Annotated in this window: 9 protein-coding genes; 5 read left to right on the top strand and 4 right to left on the bottom strand. The window is 73.1% G+C overall.

The window, feature by feature from the left end; translation table 11 throughout:
• The first annotated feature begins 42 nt into the window (after positions 1–42).
• A complete protein-coding gene (locus tag ACF07B_RS11610) occupies positions 43–1,440 on the top strand; it encodes a helix-turn-helix domain-containing protein (RefSeq protein WP_392178806.1) in 1,398 nt (465 codons plus the stop codon).
• Positions 1,441–1,468: 28 nt separating this feature from the next.
• Here ACF07B_RS11610 and ACF07B_RS11605 read toward each other — a convergent pair whose 3' ends face one another.
• Complete coding sequence (locus tag ACF07B_RS11605; protein WP_392178805.1) at positions 1,469–3,211, bottom strand: pyruvate dehydrogenase; 1,743 nt, start codon at positions 3,209–3,211, stop codon at positions 1,469–1,471.
• Between the two features lie 100 nt (positions 3,212–3,311).
• The gene (locus ACF07B_RS11600) at positions 3,312–5,417 is read right to left on the bottom strand and encodes a protein phosphatase 2C domain-containing protein (RefSeq protein ID WP_392178804.1); all 2,106 of its coding nucleotides are present in this window, start codon (positions 5,415–5,417) and stop codon (positions 3,312–3,314) included.
• Positions 5,418–5,974: 557 nt separating this feature from the next.
• Here ACF07B_RS11600 and ACF07B_RS11595 point away from each other — a divergent pair.
• From ACF07B_RS11595 to ACF07B_RS11585, 3 genes are all read left to right on the top strand, one after another.
• Positions 5,975–6,955 carry a helix-turn-helix domain-containing protein gene (locus tag ACF07B_RS11595; protein ID WP_392178803.1) on the top strand — a complete coding sequence of 327 codons (981 nt, stop codon included), beginning with the start codon at positions 5,975–5,977 and terminating at the stop codon, positions 6,953–6,955.
• Positions 6,956–6,991: 36 nt separating this feature from the next.
• Entirely contained in the window at positions 6,992–7,474 is a 483-nt protein-coding gene (locus ACF07B_RS11590) for a DUF456 domain-containing protein (protein ID WP_392178802.1), read from the top strand.
• Between the two features lie 193 nt (positions 7,475–7,667).
• Positions 7,668–11,402: a S8 family serine peptidase gene (locus tag ACF07B_RS11585; protein WP_392178801.1), complete on the top strand. Its 3,735-nt coding sequence runs from the start codon at positions 7,668–7,670 to the stop codon at positions 11,400–11,402.
• Between the two features lie 1,016 nt (positions 11,403–12,418).
• Here the strand turns inward: ACF07B_RS11585 and ACF07B_RS11580 are convergent.
• Positions 12,419–13,807 carry an SGNH/GDSL hydrolase family protein gene (locus tag ACF07B_RS11580; protein ID WP_392178800.1) on the bottom strand — a complete coding sequence of 463 codons (1,389 nt, stop codon included), beginning with the start codon at positions 13,805–13,807 and terminating at the stop codon, positions 12,419–12,421.
• Between the two features lie 165 nt (positions 13,808–13,972).
• Here ACF07B_RS11580 and ACF07B_RS11575 point away from each other — a divergent pair, with 165 nt between their 5' ends.
• Complete coding sequence (locus ACF07B_RS11575; protein ID WP_392178799.1) at positions 13,973–14,341, top strand: PPOX class F420-dependent oxidoreductase; 369 nt, start codon at positions 13,973–13,975, stop codon at positions 14,339–14,341.
• A 68-nt stretch (positions 14,342–14,409) separates the two neighbouring features.
• On the opposite strand, the gene ACF07B_RS11570 is transcribed toward ACF07B_RS11575, so the two are convergent.
• A complete protein-coding gene (locus ACF07B_RS11570) occupies positions 14,410–15,879 on the bottom strand; it encodes an AlkA N-terminal domain-containing protein (protein ID WP_392178798.1) in 1,470 nt (489 codons plus the stop codon).
• Between the last annotated feature and the right edge of the window lie 98 nt (positions 15,880–15,977).

Below are 15,977 nucleotides of genomic sequence, written 5' to 3'. Positions count from 1 at the left end.
AGCGCCTGGGACGCCGTCCTGGGTCGAGAAGCGGAGGAAACGGTGTCATCCCGGGACGATGTCGAGGAATTCGCGGCGATGCTACGGCAGTTGAAGGCGCGCTCCGACCGCAGTTACGCCGCGCTGGCCCGTCATCTGAACATGAACGCCTCGACACTGCACCGGTACTGCTCGGGTGAGGCGGTGCCGCTCGGGTTCGCCCCCGTGGAGCGGTTCGCCGCACTGTGCGGGGCCGCTCCGGCCCAGCGGGTCGAACTCCACCGGCTGTGGGTTCTCGCGGTGGCGGCCCGGCAACGGTCCCGGACGGCTCCGGGAGCCGACTCCGCCCCACCGCCTCCCTCCGCTCCCTCCGCTCCCTCCGCCGCGGAGTCGGCGACGCCGAGCCCGTCGGATGCGATGTCCCCGTCCACGATCCCGTCGCCTCACGAGCCGGAAACCGCGTCGCCCGGCTCCTCGCCTGTGACCACCGGGACCACCCGTACGGCCGCGGAGACGGGACCCGAGCACAACGGAGCGCCGCGAAGGCCCTGGTACAGACGCCGCGTGGCGGTCACGGCGGCGGTGGTGACGGCACTGTTCGTGACCCTGGGCAGCCTCTCCGCCCTGCCCTCCGGCCACGCCGCGACGGACGCCGGCGACCGGGTGTCCGGCGCGCCCACCGGGAAGGCGGCGGGCGACGCGCGGCACGGGTCCCCGACACCGTCCCCATCCCCCTCCACGACTCACAGCCGGCCGTCCGGCTCCCCCTCCCCGAGCCCGTCCGGCAGCGGCGACACCTCGCCGAGCCCGTCCACGAACCCCTCCCCCACCGGCGTCTCCGCCGGGCCCCCGCTCACCGTGACCGTGAACTCCCACCGCTGGGCGGTCGGTTGCGGTCACACCTACGTCATCGACAAGTCGCCCGACCAGGTGCCGCCACCCCCTGCCCCCCAGGACGCCTCCCCGTGGGCGCGGACGCAGAACGCGGTGCACGGCGAGGAGACGATCGTGGACCTCACCGTGCAGGGGCGGTCCGACGCGGCCGTGGTCCTGGAGGCACTGCGCGTCCGCGTCGTCGGACGCTCGGCCCCGCTGAAGGGCACGGCCTACGCCACGGGCGGGGGGTGCGGCGGCGCTATGGGCGTCGGCTCGTTCGCCGTCGATCTGGACAAGGACCGGCCCGTCGCCCGCCCGGTCCCGAGCGATGACGACGGGACGGGCTCGAAGATTCTGAGCCCACCCTTCCGGGTGTCCGTGAAGGATCCCCAGGTGCTGATGGTCGACGCCCTGACCGAGTCCTGCGACTGCCGCTGGTATCTGGAGCTCGACTGGTCCTCCCGGGGGCGCACCGGGACGGTCCGGATCGACGACCAGGGTGTCCCGTTCCGCACCAGCGGTATCAAGGGCCTGCCGCACTACTGGTACCGGACGAACGGCTGGACCCTGACCACCGCCGGCTGAACGAGGCGGCGGCCCACCCGACGGGGCGCTACGGGCGGGGCACGTTGCGCAGGTTGGAGCGGGCCAGCTGCAGCATCCGGCCGACACCGCCGTCCAGCACGATCTTCGACGCCGACAGGGCGAAGCCGGTCACCATGTCCGCGCTGATCTTCGGCGGGATGGAGAGCGCGTTCGGGTCGGTGACGATGTCGACCAGGGCCGGGCCCTTGTGGCGGAAGGCGTCCTTGAGGGCGCCGGCGAGGTGCTTGGGCTTCTCGACCCTGATGCCGAACGCGCCGCAGGCGCGGGCCACCGCCGCGAAGTCGGGGTTCTTGTTGGTGGTGCCGTAGGAGGGCAGCCCGGCGACCAGCATCTCCAACTCGACCATGCTGAGTGAGGAGTTGTTGAAGAGGACGACCTTCACCGGCAGGTCGTACTGCACGAGGGTGAGGAAGTCGCCCATCAGCATGGAGAATCCACCGTCGCCGGACATCGAGACGACCTGCCGCCCCCGGTCGGTGAACTGGGCCCCGATCGCCATCGGCAGCGCGTTCGCCATCGACCCGTGCGAGAACGAACCGATCACGCGGCGGCTGCCGTTGGGCGAGATGTAGCGGGCCGCCCAGACATTGCACATCCCGGTGTCGACCGTGAACACCGCGTCCTCGTCGGCGAGTTCGTCGAGGACCGAGGCGACGTACTCGGGATGGATCGGAACGTGCTTCTCGACCTTGCGGGTGTACGCCCTGACGACCCCCTCAAGGGCGTCCGCGTGTTTCTTCAGCATTTTGTCGAGAAAGCGCCTATTGCCCTTGGGCCGCACCCGCGGGATCAGACAGCGCAGTGTCTCCCGTACGTCACCCCACACCGCCAGATCCAGCTTCGACCGGCGCCCCAGGTGCTCCGGCCGCACGTCGACCTGGACGATCTTGACGTCGTCGGGAAGGAAGGCGTTGTACGGGAAGTCGGTGCCCAGCAGGATGAGGAGGTCGCACTCGTGGGTGGCCTCGTAGGCGGCGCCGTAGCCGAGGAGCCCGCTCATGCCGACGTCGAACGGATTGTCGTACTGAATCCATTCCTTGCCGCGCAGCGCGTGTCCGACCGGCGACTTGATCTTCTCGGCGAACTCCATGACCTCGGCGTGCGCGCCCGCCGTGCCGCTGCCGCAGAACAGGGTGACCTTCTCCGCCTCGTCGATCATCGCGACGAGCTCGTCGATCTCGGCGTCGCCCGGCCGGACGGTGGGCCGGGAGGTCACGAGGGCGGTCTCGACGGGTTTGTCCGGGGCGGGCTCGGACGCGATGTCACCCGGCAGCGAGACCACGCTGACACCGGAACGGCCCACCGCGTGCTGGATGGCGGTCTGGAGGAGCCGCGGCATCTGCTTCGGGCTGGAGATGAGTTCGCTGTAGTGACTGCACTCGCGAAAGAGCTGGTCCGGATGGGTCTCCTGGAAGTAGCCGAGGCCGATCTCGCTGGAGGGGATCTGCGAGGCCAGGGCCAGCACCGGGGCCATGGAGCGGTGCGCGTCGTACAGGCCGTTGATGAGGTGGAGGTTGCCCGGTCCGCAGGAGCCGGCGCAGGCCGCGAGCCTGCCCGTGATCTGGGCCTCGGCGCCCGCGGCGAACGCGGCGGTCTCCTCGTGGCGGACCTGGATCCAGTCGATGGCCGCGTTGCGCCGGATCGCGTCCACGACCGGGTTGAGGCTGTCGCCCACGACTCCGTACAGCCGCTCGACGCCCGCGCGGACGAGGATGTCGACGAACTGCTCGGCGACGTTCTGCTTGGCCATGCCGCACACACCTCTTCGTGATCCTCGAAGCCTCGGGTACCCCGGGTCCCCCTCGTTCCCCGGCTCATCCCTCGGTTCCATGAATTCACACCGTGCGCGGTTACGCCTCCCACACGGCGGCGGCCGTCCGGTCGTCGGCGTACCCCTTGACCCGCACCGACGCGTCCGCGAGGAACGCGGCGAGGCCGGGTGGCTCCGCCCCCGCCCACCGTGTCGTCAGGTATTCGGCCAGTTCGGGTTGGCCGCGCAGCGGCTCCGCGAGACCGCCCGTGCACAGCAGCAGCGTGTCACCCGGGCGGGCGACGGAGGCCCGGAACCGGAAGGGGGCGTGCGGGGGCCGGGGGGCGGGTTCGTACGGGCTCGGTGGCGTCGTGATGCCGAGGTCCATGGTGAGCCGGTCGCCCTCGGGAGTCTCGTGGGGCGGTGATCCGAAGCCGACGACGGCCTCCCCGGTCGTGTCGGCGACCCGCGGTTCGATGTCCTGCCACTCGCCGTCCCGCAGCCGGAACAGACCGCCCGCGCCGACACCGAAGAAGACCCGCGTACGGCACTCCGGATCGGCCGGCAGCAGCAGACAGCGCAGGCCCGCGGTGTACTCCTCCGGCTCGACGCCCTGCTCCGCCGCGCTGGCCCGCAGCCGGCCGAGGCTGCGGTCGACGAGCCGGTGCAGTCCCGACTTCAGCTCACCGCGCCGGGCGGCCCTGATGTCGTCGGCGAGCCGTTCGTGGCTGCGCCCGACGGCCTGTCCGATCCACCGGCACGCCTCCGCCGCGGCCCGGTGCGCGCCCGAGGTGGCGCGCGCGCCGGTCGCCATCGCCACCAGGACGAGCGCCTGCTCGCCCGATCCGAACCGGGCGGTGAGCAGCGCGTCCCGGCGCGGCTCGCCCCGGAAGCGGGCGGAGTCCCCGCGTACGGACAGGGCCCGCAGCGTGCTCGTCCCGTACCGTGCGCCGTCCAGCACGGTGTCGGCGACCAGGTCGCCGAGTTCGTCGGGCTCGGCGGACGGCAGCGCGGTCGGTTCGGGGTCGTAGGTGGGCGGGCCGGAGCCGACGTGGCCGGCGGGGGGCGGTGGTTCGACGACGGAGAGGACCGTCTCCCGGGGCTCGTCCGCCGTGTTCCCGGGCGGCGGCTGGGGCGGTGGGGTGCGGAAGCCCCCGGTGGTGCTGGGCAGCGCGTCCGCCCCGGGTCCGGGGGGCGCCGCACCCGGGGGTACGGAGGGAGCCGACCCGGGTTTCGGCGGCACGTCCGACGGCGCCCTCGACGCCGGCACCCGCTCGGCCGGAGGCGCCGAGGACGTATCGCTCCGGGCGTCCCGCGAGGCGTGCGGACCGGGTTCCTGTGCGGTGAATCCCGGCGGTTTCGGGCCGGGCGGCAGAGCGGCGGGAGCGGCCGGTGCCGGACCGGAGGGTGGCGGGGCCGAGGGAGCGGCCGGTGCCCGGCCGGCGGGCGGGAGGTCCCAGGACGGGGGTTCCCAGACGGAGGGCTCCCAGGGAGTGGGCTCCCAGGCGGCGGGTTCCGGCGGGGGCGCCTGGCGGCCGGGCGGGCCCGTGTCCGCGCCGGGCCCCGGCACCGGGCCCCGCTCCCAGCGGCCCGGCCGGGACGCCGGCTCGTCGGAGGGGGTCTCGTCGGCCGGGTTCGCACCGCCCGGCGGGGTGGCGGAGGCCGAGGCGCCGTGGTGTCGCCCCGGTCCGGCGGGAGGCTGCCGCGGCGGCGGGGGCGGGGGCGTCCCCGGCTCGATGGACGAGGGCTCCGGCACGGTGGGGGGCCTTTCGGGGCGGGGTGGACCGTCGAACGCGCGTGCGCCGGACCGCCGGTCGGAGCCGAACCCCTGGGCGGACGCCGCGTCCGGAGCGGACCTCGGATCCGACGGGGGCCCCGCGTCCGCCGAGATGGGCCTCCGTTCCGGTGCGGGCGGCAGGTCCGAGGCGGGCCCGCGTTCCGGCCTGGCCGGCAGGTCCGACGTGGGCCTTCGTGTCGAGGCGGGCCGGACATCGGAGAGGGGCCTGCGTTCCGGCGTGGGCCGGACGTCCGACCCCGTTTCCGGGCCCGTGTCCCGTCCGTCCCCGAGCGTCCCCGACGCCGACGCGAACCGGTCGTCGAGGGAATCGGCCACGGCGGCGGGCCCCGTGTCCTCGGTGGAGTCGTCGTACAACTGCCGCCACCAGTCGTCCTCGTGACCGGTGGGCTTCTCCCCCTGCTGGCTCATGTTCCCGATTGTCCACCGAGACGGCCGGTTGAAAACGGGGCATCCGGAAAAACCGGCCAAGGTGCAGCCCGTCGAACGGCCTGGCGAGTGAACCGTCGAACAGGAATCCGCACCGGAACGTACGAACACCTGACCACCGGGCGGCCCCACCCCCCACGGGAGAGCCGCCCGGCGGCGTCTGGGTGACCGGGCCGCACGCACGCCGCGACCCGTGGCCCGGGCGGCGGTCCGGGCCACCGGGCCCCCGCCGTCGCCCGGTTCGGCGCCGGGTTCGGCCCTGGACAGGGACAGAACTCCTCAACCCCCGCTTCTCCAGGGCCGGTTCGCGCATGGGCACGAGCCGGGACGGTCCTCGGCCGGCGAGCCGGCGCGGCGGCTTCCCGCAGGCCGGGCCCAACCGGAGGATCACGGAGGCTGGTTGGCGCCTTGGTGACGTGAGCTTGTCAGAGGGGCGGGGGGTACGGCGATGATGTGCCGGGGCGGGTTTACGCCGTGGCCGATTTCCGCCACGGCTCTGCCGGCCGACCGGAAGGCATCCACGGGAGGGGCATCGCCGCATGCTGGGAGCGATAGGTCTGGACGAGACCCACGAATCGGCGTACCGCGCGCTGGTGTCCGTGGGCGCCGCCGAGGTGCCCGATCTCGCGCGCCGGCTCACGCTCGGTGAGCACGAGACGGAACGCGCGCTGCGCCGACTGGAGCTGCGCGGCCTGGCCGCGCAGTCCTCGGCACGGCCGGGACGCTGGGTCGCCGCGCCGCCCGGAGTCGCCCTCGGGGCGCTGCTCACCCAGCAGCGCCATGAGCTGGAGAAGGCGGAACTGGCGGCCGCGCTGCTGGCCGAGGAGTACCGGGGCGCGGCGGGCGAACCGGCCGTGCACGACCTGGTCGAGGTGGTGATCGGCGCCGCGGCGGTCTCGCAGCGCTTCCTCCAGCTCCAGCTGGGCGCCTGCGAGGAGGTGTGCGCGCTGGTCACCGGGACCCCGATGGTGGTGTCCGGCGCGGACAACGACGCCGAGGAGCAGGCCGCGGGCCGGGGTGTCGGCTATCGCGTGGTCGTCGAGCGGTCCGTCCTCGACCAGCCCGGCGGGATCACCGAGCTGTCCGCCGCGCTCGGCCGCGACGAGCAGGTACGGGTCGTGGACCGGGTGCCGACCAAGCTGGTGATCGCCGACCGGACGCTCGCGATGGTGCCGCTCACCTCGCACACCGCGGAGCCGGCCGCGCTGGTCGTGCACGCGAGCGGACTCCTGGAGCTGCTGTCGGGGCTGTTCCAGTCGGTGTGGCGGGAGGCGCTGCCGCTGCGGCTGGGCAGCCGGGGGGTGCTGGAACAGGAACCGGACGGCCCGGACACCACCGACCTGGAGATCCTCTCCCTGCTCCTGGCGGGGCTGACCGACGCGAGCGTGGCCAAACAGCTCGATCTGGGCCTGCGGACGGTACAGCGCCGGGTCAAGCGTCTGATGGAGCTGACCGGCGTGACGACCCGGCTCCAGCTGGGCTGGCACGCGTACGAGCGGGGCTGGGTGGCCCGGGGCTGACCTGCGCTCTCCCGTCGTCTCGGGCAGGCTGGGCAGATGGGAGTGTGGGAACTCCTGCTGGTCGGCGTGGTGATTCTGCTCGGCCTGGCCGGAGTACTGGTGCCCGGTCTGCCGGGGTCGTGGCTCGTCTGGGCCGCGGTGCTGTGGTGGGCGCTGAGCTACCCGCAGACCGTGTCCTGGGCTGTCCTGGTGGCCTCGACCGCCGTCCTGCTGCTCGCCCAGGCCATCCGCTGGATGCTGCCGCCGCGACGGCTGCGCGAGAGCGGCGCCACCACCCGGATGGCGGTGTACGCGGGGGGCGGGTCGTTCCTGGGCTTCTTCCTGGTCCCGGTGGTCGGCGCCGTGGCCGGTTTCATCGGCGGGATCTACCTCAGCGAGCGGCTGCGCCTGGGCGGGCACGGCCCGGCGAAGGCCTCGGTGCGGACCGCGATGCGGGCGGGCGGCTGGAGCGTGCTGACGGAGTTCCTCGCCTGCCTGCTGATCCTGGGAGCGTGGCTGGGAGCGGTCGTCTGGGGCTGAGCGCCTCGCGGGGCGCGTGCCGGCAAAGAGGCGGTGACCGTCCACGCCCATGGGTTCTCCCCTGCGCCGCGTGTCCGAAAAGTGCGGCCTCGACCGGACGTGCGTGGTTTGCGGCTGGCAAGTCCTTGCCATGGCGGGGACTTGCCGTCATCCGGCCTTCCAGCCGGCGTGAACCGGCCGATAGACCCATGGCATGTCCATCCCCTCTCAGTCCTCCGCCTTCCGGCGCAGGCGCAGGCGGCTTGTCTCCGCCGCCTCCGCGTTGCCGCTGCTGGCGTCGGGGCTCGCGCTTCTGCCGGCGCCCGCCCAAGCCGCTCCGAGCAAGCCCCCGGTTCCCGCCAGGGCCTCGGCGACCCACAAGGTCACCCTGGTCACCGGCGACGTCGTCACCGTCACCACGATGGCCGACGGCGAGCAGACCGCCGACGTCCACCGTCCGGACAGCGCCGTCGGGGGCGTGAAGATCCAGAAGATCAAGGGCGACCTGTTCGTCATCCCGGACGAGGCGGCTCCGCTGCTGAGCACCGAGAAACTGGACCGGCGGCTGTTCAACGTCACCGACCTGATCGAGATGGGCTACGACGACGCGAAGTCGGCCGCGGTGCCGCTGATCGCGGCGTACGCCCAGCCGAAGTCCCGCTCCGCCGTCGAGCCGACCGCCCCCCGCGGCAGCAGGCTGACCCGCAAGCTCAAGGGCATCCACGGTGCCGCGCTGAGCACCGAGAAGCGGCGGGCCCGCACCTTCTGGACCACCGTCGCGCCGCGGGGCAGCGCGAAGCTGGGCGCGGGCGTGTCGAAGCTGTGGCTCGACGGACGCGTGAAGGCCAGTCTGAAGGAGAGCGTGCCACTGATCGGCGCTCCCGAGGCCTGGAAGGACGGCTACACCGGCAAGGGCGTCAAGGTCGCGGTGCTCGACACCGGCATCGACGTCAACCACCCCGACTTCGCGGGCGTGATCGACGGCACGACCAGCTTCGTGCCGGGTGAGGGCGTCACCGACGTCAACGGGCACGGCACGCATGTGGCGAGCACGATCGTCGGTTCCGGCGCCGCCTCCGGAGGCGACTACAAGGGTGTCGCCCCCGGTGCCGACCTGTTCGTCGGCAAGGTGCTCGGCGGCGCGGAGGGCTCGGGCCAGGACTCCTGGGTCATGGCGGGCATGCAATGGGCCGCCGAGTCCGGCGCGGACGTCGTCAACATGAGTCTCGGCGACTCCTACCCGACGGACGGCAGCGACCCGATGTCGCAGACGGTCGACGCGCTCTCCGAGCAGTACGGCACGCTGTTCGTCATCGCCGCCGGCAACGCGGGCCCGGAGAGCATCTCCGCCCCGGGCGCGGCCGCCTCGGCGCTGACCGTGGCGGCCACGGACAAGCAGGACCAGCTCGCCTCCTTCTCCAGCACCGGCCCGCTGGCCTCCTCCGGCGGCATGAAGCCGGACATCTCGGCGCCCGGCGTGGACATCACCGCGGCCCGCTCGCAGGACATGACCGACGGTGGGGAGGGCCTGTACCGCACCCTCAGCGGCACGTCCATGGCCACCCCGCACGTGGTCGGCGCGGCGGCGATCCTGGCCCAGCGGCACCCCGACTGGACCGGCGCGCAGCTCAAGGAACAGCTGATGAGCACCACGAAGGGCCTGGACGACGGGTACTCGCCGTACGAGGTCGGCACCGGCCGTGTCGACGTGGCCGCGGCCGTGCGCACCACGGTCCGCGGCACCGGATCGCTCTTCTTCGGCAACTACACCTGGCCGCACGAGCCGAGCGACGTCGCCGTCACGAAGGACCTGACCCTCACCAACGCCGGTTCCACCGACGTCACACTGAAGCTGGCGCTGACCGACGGCGGTGGCCCCTTCTCGCTGGGAGACACCTCGGTGACCGTCCCGGCGGGCGGCACGGCCACGGTCCCGGTGACCGCTGACCCGCGAGCCGCCTCGGCCGGCCGGCACGTCGGCTACGTGATCGGCACCGACGAGGCCACCGGGAAGCAGGTGACCCGCACGTCCGTGGCGCTGCTCAAGGAGGAGGAGCGCTACGACCTGAACATCAAGCTGGTCGGCCGGGACGGCAAGCCCGCTTCCGGCTGGGTCGGCATCAACCTGGCCGGCGACGTCTGGCCGTGGAACGTCTACGTCGACGGCTCGACCACCATGCGGATGGCACCCGGCCTGTACACCGTCGCGGGGTACATCGACGTGGCCGGCGAGAAGGCGGACCGCTCGGGTATGGCCGTGCTGGTCGACCCGGAGACCGTCCTCAAGGACGGCTCCATGGACGTGGTGCTGGACGCGAGCAAGGCACGCCTGCTGCGGACCGAGGCGCCGCAGCGCACCGAGGACCGCCAGCGCAAGGTGGACTTCAACGTCCACTACAAGGGCCTCGACCCGTACCTGGACTACCGCAGCGCGTACGTGCTGCCGCCGATGTACGACGACGTCTACGTCGCGCCGACGGAGCCGATGAAGCAGGGCGAGTTCATCCTGACCACCCGCTGGCGCAAGGGCGAGCCGCAGCTCGCCTTGAGCGCGTTGGGCGGTCGGATCCGCTTCGACGCGCTGGTGCAGGCGGGCAGCACCGTGGGAACCGCCACGAACACGCTGGGCGCCGTCTACGCGGGCGACGGCTCGGCGGCCGCCTACGAGAAGGTCAGCGCCCGGGGCAAGGCCGTCGTCGTCGAGCGCAGCGACGAGGTCTCGCCGCAGGAGCGCGCCGAGGCCGCGGTCGCGGCCGGTGCCAAGGTGCTGATCGTGGTCGACGACGGTGTCGGTGCCCTGATGGAGTACGTCGGCGAATCGCCCATCCCGGTCGCGAGCGTGCACCGCGACGCGGGCAGGGCCCTCATCGCGATGGCCAGGACCGGCAAGGTGAAGCTGACCGCGAAGCAGACCGAGTACACGCCGTTCGTCTACGACCTGACGCGGGACTACCCCGGCCAGGTGCCGGACCGGGCCCTGGTCTACAGGCCGGCCCAGCGGGACCTCGCCCGGATCGACGCCCGCTACTACTCGGCCACGGACGGCGGGCCGGCGGAGGGCTACCGGTCCGACTTCACCCTCAGCCCGTCGTTCAACCTCCCCGAGACCGAGTGGCACCCGGGCACCCGCACCGAATGGGTGACCCCGGGCCAGGACTGGCGGGAGTTCCACACCCAGGGCGTCGACGGAGCCCTGCCGTGGACGATGGTGTCGGGCGACAACACGTACGCCAAGGGCAGCACCACCCGTCTGGACTGGTTCGCTCCGGCGACCCGGCCCGCCCAGAGCGAGTCCTTCGGCGTGTACAACTCCCGCTGGCAGAACTACATGACCTGGAACGTGCAGGCGTGGGCCTCCGCCAGCGAGAGCATGCGGCTGGGCGGCTATCTGCCATGGGGTGAGACGCCGTCCCACCTGCAGGTCTTCCAGGGCGACACGCTCATCCACGACAACCCGGTCAGCGGAGACATGCAGTGGGAGGAGGTACCGGCGGGCAACCTGCCCTACCGCGCCGTCCTCGACGCCGAGCGGCCCGGCGACGTCTTCCGGCTGTCGACGCGCACCCACACCGAGTGGGAGTTCAGGTCCGGCACCGTCGACTCGGACTTCTTCGAGCCGTTCCCGGTGCTGAACCTGGACTACAGGCTGGAGTCGGACCTGCACGGTGACGTGAGGGCCCATGAGACCCAGCGGATCGCCCTCAAGCCGGTGTCGATGGGCCTCGGCACCGTGCCGGGCAAGGTCACCACGGTGAAGCTGGACGTCTCGTACGACGACGGTTCCACCTGGCAGAAGGTGACCCTGGCCAAGGGCGCCGACGACTACTGGAAGGGATCGTTCCGGACGGCGAGGAAGCCCGGCGGCTTCATCTCGGTCCGCGCGAGCGCCGGGACGGACCGCGGCTTCAGCGTCAAGAACGAAATCATCCGGGCGTACGGCCTGCGATGAACCTCATTGTCGGGCCCCGGGGAGTCATCTCCCCGGGGCCCTTCCCGTCACACCCGCTCCCAGCAGGCACTATTCAAGGTCTGCCGCCATGGCGCATACTCTCCCCGCCGCGGCAAGTGGAAGAAGGTCGGTCGCCGATGCTGGACGTTCTGGGCCTCGAACCCGATGACGAACGCGTCTACCGGGAGTTGCTGGGACGGCCCGGCTCCAGCGCGATTCTGCTCTCGGATCTGCTCGTCGCACCGCGGGCCCACGTCGACAAGGCCCTGTCCCGGCTGGTCGAGTGGGGGCTGGTGATCGGGTCGGCGGACGAGCAGTTCACCGCCGCGCCGCCGGCCATGGCGTTCGGCGCTCTCATCGCCCAGCGCCGCGAGGGGCTGCGGATGGCGGAGCAGGCCCTGGTGACCCTCGCCGAGGAACACCGGGCGGCGATGACCGGGAACAGCATCAACGATCTGATCGAAGTCGTCACGGGCCGCGACGCCATCCGCCACCGCTTCCTCCAGGTGCAGCAGGCGGCCCGCACGCAGGTCCGCAGCTTCATCACCGCACCGTTCCTCGCCGTCCCGCCCGACGAGAACACGGCCGAACCCCTGGCCATCGGCCGCGGCGTGCACTTCCGGGCGGTACTGGACCGGGCCGTGCTGGCGGAGCCGGGCATCATCACCGATGCCATCGATTCCCTGCGCAACGGCGTGCACCTGCGGGTCACCGACCAACTGCCGATGAAACTCGTGCTGGCCGACGCCGACCTCGGCCTGGTGCCCCTCGCGGTCACACCAGCCGGAGAGCCCGGCGCCGTGCTGCTGCACCGCAGTGGCCTGCTGGACGCGCTGGACGCGCTGTTCGAGACGGTCTGGCGCACCGCCCACCCGCTCGAACTGGCGGGCACCGGCACAGAAACCGAGACCACCGTGGAGCTCGGCGCGGAAGGCCCGACCGACCTCGACCGAAGGATCCTCACGCTCCTGCTGGCCGGCCTGACCGACCAGACGACCGCGACACAGCTGGGTCTGTCACAGCGCACGCTGCACCGGCGCCTGCGCCACCTCATGGACATGGCCGGGGTCCGTACCCGGATGCAGCTCGGCGGTCACGCCGTCCGGCACGGCTGGGCGGCGCCCCCTGTGCCCGGCTAGCGGGGCGTCCTCCACTCCCGCGGCGGCGACCGCCAGCGTCCGCAGGTCGATCGCGCCGGCCAGCGCGCGCATGCCGGCGTCGTTGAAGTGCAGGTGGTCCCCGGGGTCGTAGGCGGGGAGGATCCGGCTCGGACGGGCCGGGTCGCGCACGGCGGCGTCGAGGTCCGCGACCCCGTCGAAGATCCGGTGGGTGCGGATGGCGGCGTTGACCGCCTGCCGCACGGCTTCCCGGGCCGGGGTGTACGCGCCATGACCGGCGTACGGGGTGATCGTGCCGCCGACGACCCTGATGCCGCGGGCGTGGGCGCGGCGCACGATGAGCCGGTAGGCGTCCTCCAGGACGCGTGGATCCCTCTGCTCCGGGCTCGACTTGATGTCGTTGATGCCCTCCAGCACGATCATCGTGCGGACGCCCGCGCGGGAGAAGACGTCGGCGTCCAGGCGGCTCAGGGCGCTCGGGCCCCGGCCGTCGAGCAGGAGGCGGTTCCCGGAGATCCCCGCGTTCAGGACGCCGGGTCGGCGGTGCGCGGGAAGCCCGCGCAGCCGGGCGGCGAGCCGGTCGGGCCAGCGGTGGTTGGCGCCGGACGAGGAGCCGGTGCCGTCGGTGATCGAGTCGCCGAGCGCGACGACGCTGCCGGCGGCCGAGGCGCCGAGCACATCGACGCCGGTCACGTAGTACCAGCTGGAGACGGTGGTGGTGTAGGCCGCGCCGCTCTCCTGCGCGGTCCGATCGGCCCCGGGCGCGACGAAGTTGGCCTGGAGCGCGGAGCGGTGGCAGGTCGCCGGGCCGGAATCGTCCGGGGTGTGGACCGAGACCAGCAGGTTGGCGTCGGCGGGGACGGCCAGGGCGACGGGATCGCTGACCAGGTCCCGGCCGGCGGGGACGGTGACCGACCTGGCTCCGGCGAAGGTGACCGCGCGCACGGAGCCCGCGACGGCCCGGGGGCTCCCCGGCTCGCCCGGTCGCTGCAACGCCAGGGTCACAGCGCCGAGTTGGAGCGGTCTGGTGCCGAGCCGGTTGGACAGCCGGACGCGCGCGGCCCGACCGCCGACGCTGGTGTGGACGACATCGCGGATCGAGGCACCTGGCAGCGCGGGCACCGTGCCGGAGGCCGCCGCCTCCCAGGTCCCCGTCCAGGTCCAAGCCGGTTCCGGGGCGGCCCGGCCGGGCGCGGACCGCGCTTCGGCGATCACCCCCGTCGAGGCGAGGACCAGGGCGGTCGCCAGAGGGACGAGGAGACGCCGGAACATGATCGCGCGGGACATGCGGCGATCGATTCCCCACCCGCGCGCCCCCGCATCACATCATCACACCGTCGGACGCGTCCGAACGGGACCGGCCGGGACCCGCCCTCCGCACCGGTCCTCCTCCTTGAGTCCTAGGACCGGAACCCGATGCGAGGGGAGGCGGGGGCGTGTTTGGCTGCTGTCATGACCGAATTCAGTGAGGCCGAGCGCACGTATCTGAGGTCGCAGCGGCTGGGACGGCTGGCCACCGTCGACCCTCTCGGGCAGCCCCAGGCCAACCCCGTCGGCTTCTTCCCCCAGGAGGACGGGACGATCCTGATCGGCGGCTACTCGATGGGCACCACGAAGAAATGGCGCAACCTCCAGAAGAACCCGAGGGTCGCCCTCGTCGTCGACGACATCGTCACTCTCCAGCCGTGGAAGGTGCGGGGCATCGACATCCGCGGAGAGGCGGAACTCCTGACCGGCGCCCATGACTTGGGGGCTCATTTCAGCGAGGAGCTGATCCGGATCCATCCGCGGCGGATCCACAGCTGGGGCCTCGACGACTGACCGTCCGCACGGACACGGCGGGTCGGCGGACCGTCCACGCGGTCGGGCTCGCCGCCCGGACCGGGCCGTCAGGCCGCCGGGTCCTCGGCCGCCGCCCTCAGATGCCCGACGGCGTACGAGCGCCAGGGGCGCCAGGTGTCCGGGGCCTCCACGCCGGGCGGGGCCACGTCCGGGTCGCCGAGGGCCCGGGTGCGGATGACGGCGGCGGCGCCTTCGCCCATGCCGGGCAGCGCGAGCAGCGCCATCCGTGCCTCTTCCCGGTCCGCGCCCGGGTCGAGCCGCAGAGCACCGTCGGCGAGGGCCGCGGTCAGCGCGCCGAGCGGGCCGCCGGGCTCCGCCTCCGCGAGGACGGCGGCCTCGGGGAAGAGATGGGTGAGCGTTTCGGACGGAGCGTCCAGCGCCTTCCCGTACCGCAGCACCAGTTGCCCGGCCTCCGCCTCCCCGACCAGCGCGCGTACCGCCAGTTCGTCCGGATCGGCGGCGCCCGGCGACCGCAGGCCCGGCCGCGCCGCGACCAGGGGACCCAGCCGCGCGTCCGCTCCCAGCCTCTCGTCGACGGCGTAGGGATCGGCGTCGAGGTCGAACAGCCGCCGCAGCCGCTGTACGGCGGTGGTGAGGTCCCGGAGATCGGTGAGGTGCAGCCGGGCGTCGAGCCAGCCGCCGGGGTGGGCGGCGTCGCCGGGGCCGTGTGTTCCCGCGGTCCGGCCGGCCCCGCCCGCGCGGGGGCGGCCCACGGAGGCGCCCGGCCGCTCCTCGACGGCCACGATTCCCGTGCCGTACGGCAGCCGCAGCGTCCGGCGGTACGTACGACGGCCCCGGCCGCCGTCGACGGCCTCGACCCCCGGTACGGCCTCGGCGGCCAGCAGGTCGAAGACGGCGGCGGACTGGTAGGGACCCCGGTGGGCGAGCCGGAGCGGGACACCGGCGGCGGGGGCGGCCGCGCTCCGGGCGGCGGGACCGGTACGCGGCGCCGCCGCGCGCAACTGGCTCGGCGTCGACGCGTAGACCGTGCGGATCGTGTCGTTGAACTGACGGACACTGGCGAACCCCGCCGCGAAGGCGATGTGGGTGACGGGGAGTTCGGTGGTCTGGAGGAGGATCCGTGCGGTGTGCGCCCGCTGGGCCCTGGCCAGCGCGACCGGGCCGGCGCCGACCTCGGCCGTGAGCTGCCGCTGGACCTGGCGGGTGCTGTAGCCGAGCCGTGCGGCGAGACCGGCCACGCCCTCGCGGTCCACCACACCGTCGCCGATCAGGCGCATGGCGCGACCGACGACATCGGCCCGCACGTTCCAGGCCGCGGAGCCCGGCACCGCGTCCGGACGGCAACGGCGGCAGGCCCGGAAGCCCGAACCCTGCGCGGCGGCGGCCGTCGCGTAGAACCGCACGTTGCGCCGCTTCGGCGTCACCGCGGGACAGCTCGGCCGGCAGTAGATCCCCGTGGTCCGCACGGCGAAGAAGAACTCCCCGTCGAACCGGGCGTCCCGGCTCCGTACGGCCTCGTACCTGGTGTCCTGGTAGCTGGTGTCCTCGTCGTCCACCCTTCCAGTGTGGCTCGGCCCGAACGACGGAGCTGGCGGAAATCGGACACGGCATCCCGGGCCGGCGACGCCCCGGGCCCGGCGGAGAGCCGGGCCCG

The organism is Streptomyces sp. NPDC015532, from assembly GCF_043078065.1.
GTDB lineage: Bacteria > Actinomycetota > Actinomycetes > Streptomycetales > Streptomycetaceae > Streptomyces.
This window is presented reverse-complemented; position numbering and strand designations above follow the sequence as displayed.

Bases quoted from the DNA above. Each gene is read 5' to 3' on its own strand.
- ACF07B_RS11605 (WP_392178805.1), bottom strand. From the start codon at position 3,211: ATGGCCAAGCAGAACGTCGCCGAGCAGTTCGTCGACATCCTCGTCCGC.
- ACF07B_RS11600 (WP_392178804.1), bottom strand. From the start codon at position 5,417: ATGAGCCAGCAGGGGGAGAAGCCCACCGGTCACGAGGACGACTGGTGG.
- ACF07B_RS11590 (WP_392178802.1), top strand. From the start codon at position 6,992: ATGGGAGTGTGGGAACTCCTGCTGGTCGGCGTGGTGATTCTGCTCGGC.
- ACF07B_RS11585 (WP_392178801.1), top strand. From the start codon at position 7,668: ATGTCCATCCCCTCTCAGTCCTCCGCCTTCCGGCGCAGGCGCAGGCGG.
- ACF07B_RS11595 (WP_392178803.1), top strand. From the start codon at position 5,975: ATGCTGGGAGCGATAGGTCTGGACGAGACCCACGAATCGGCGTACCGC.
- ACF07B_RS11580 (WP_392178800.1), bottom strand. From the start codon at position 13,807: ATGTCCCGCGCGATCATGTTCCGGCGTCTCCTCGTCCCTCTGGCGACC.
- ACF07B_RS11575 (WP_392178799.1), top strand. From the start codon at position 13,973: ATGACCGAATTCAGTGAGGCCGAGCGCACGTATCTGAGGTCGCAGCGG.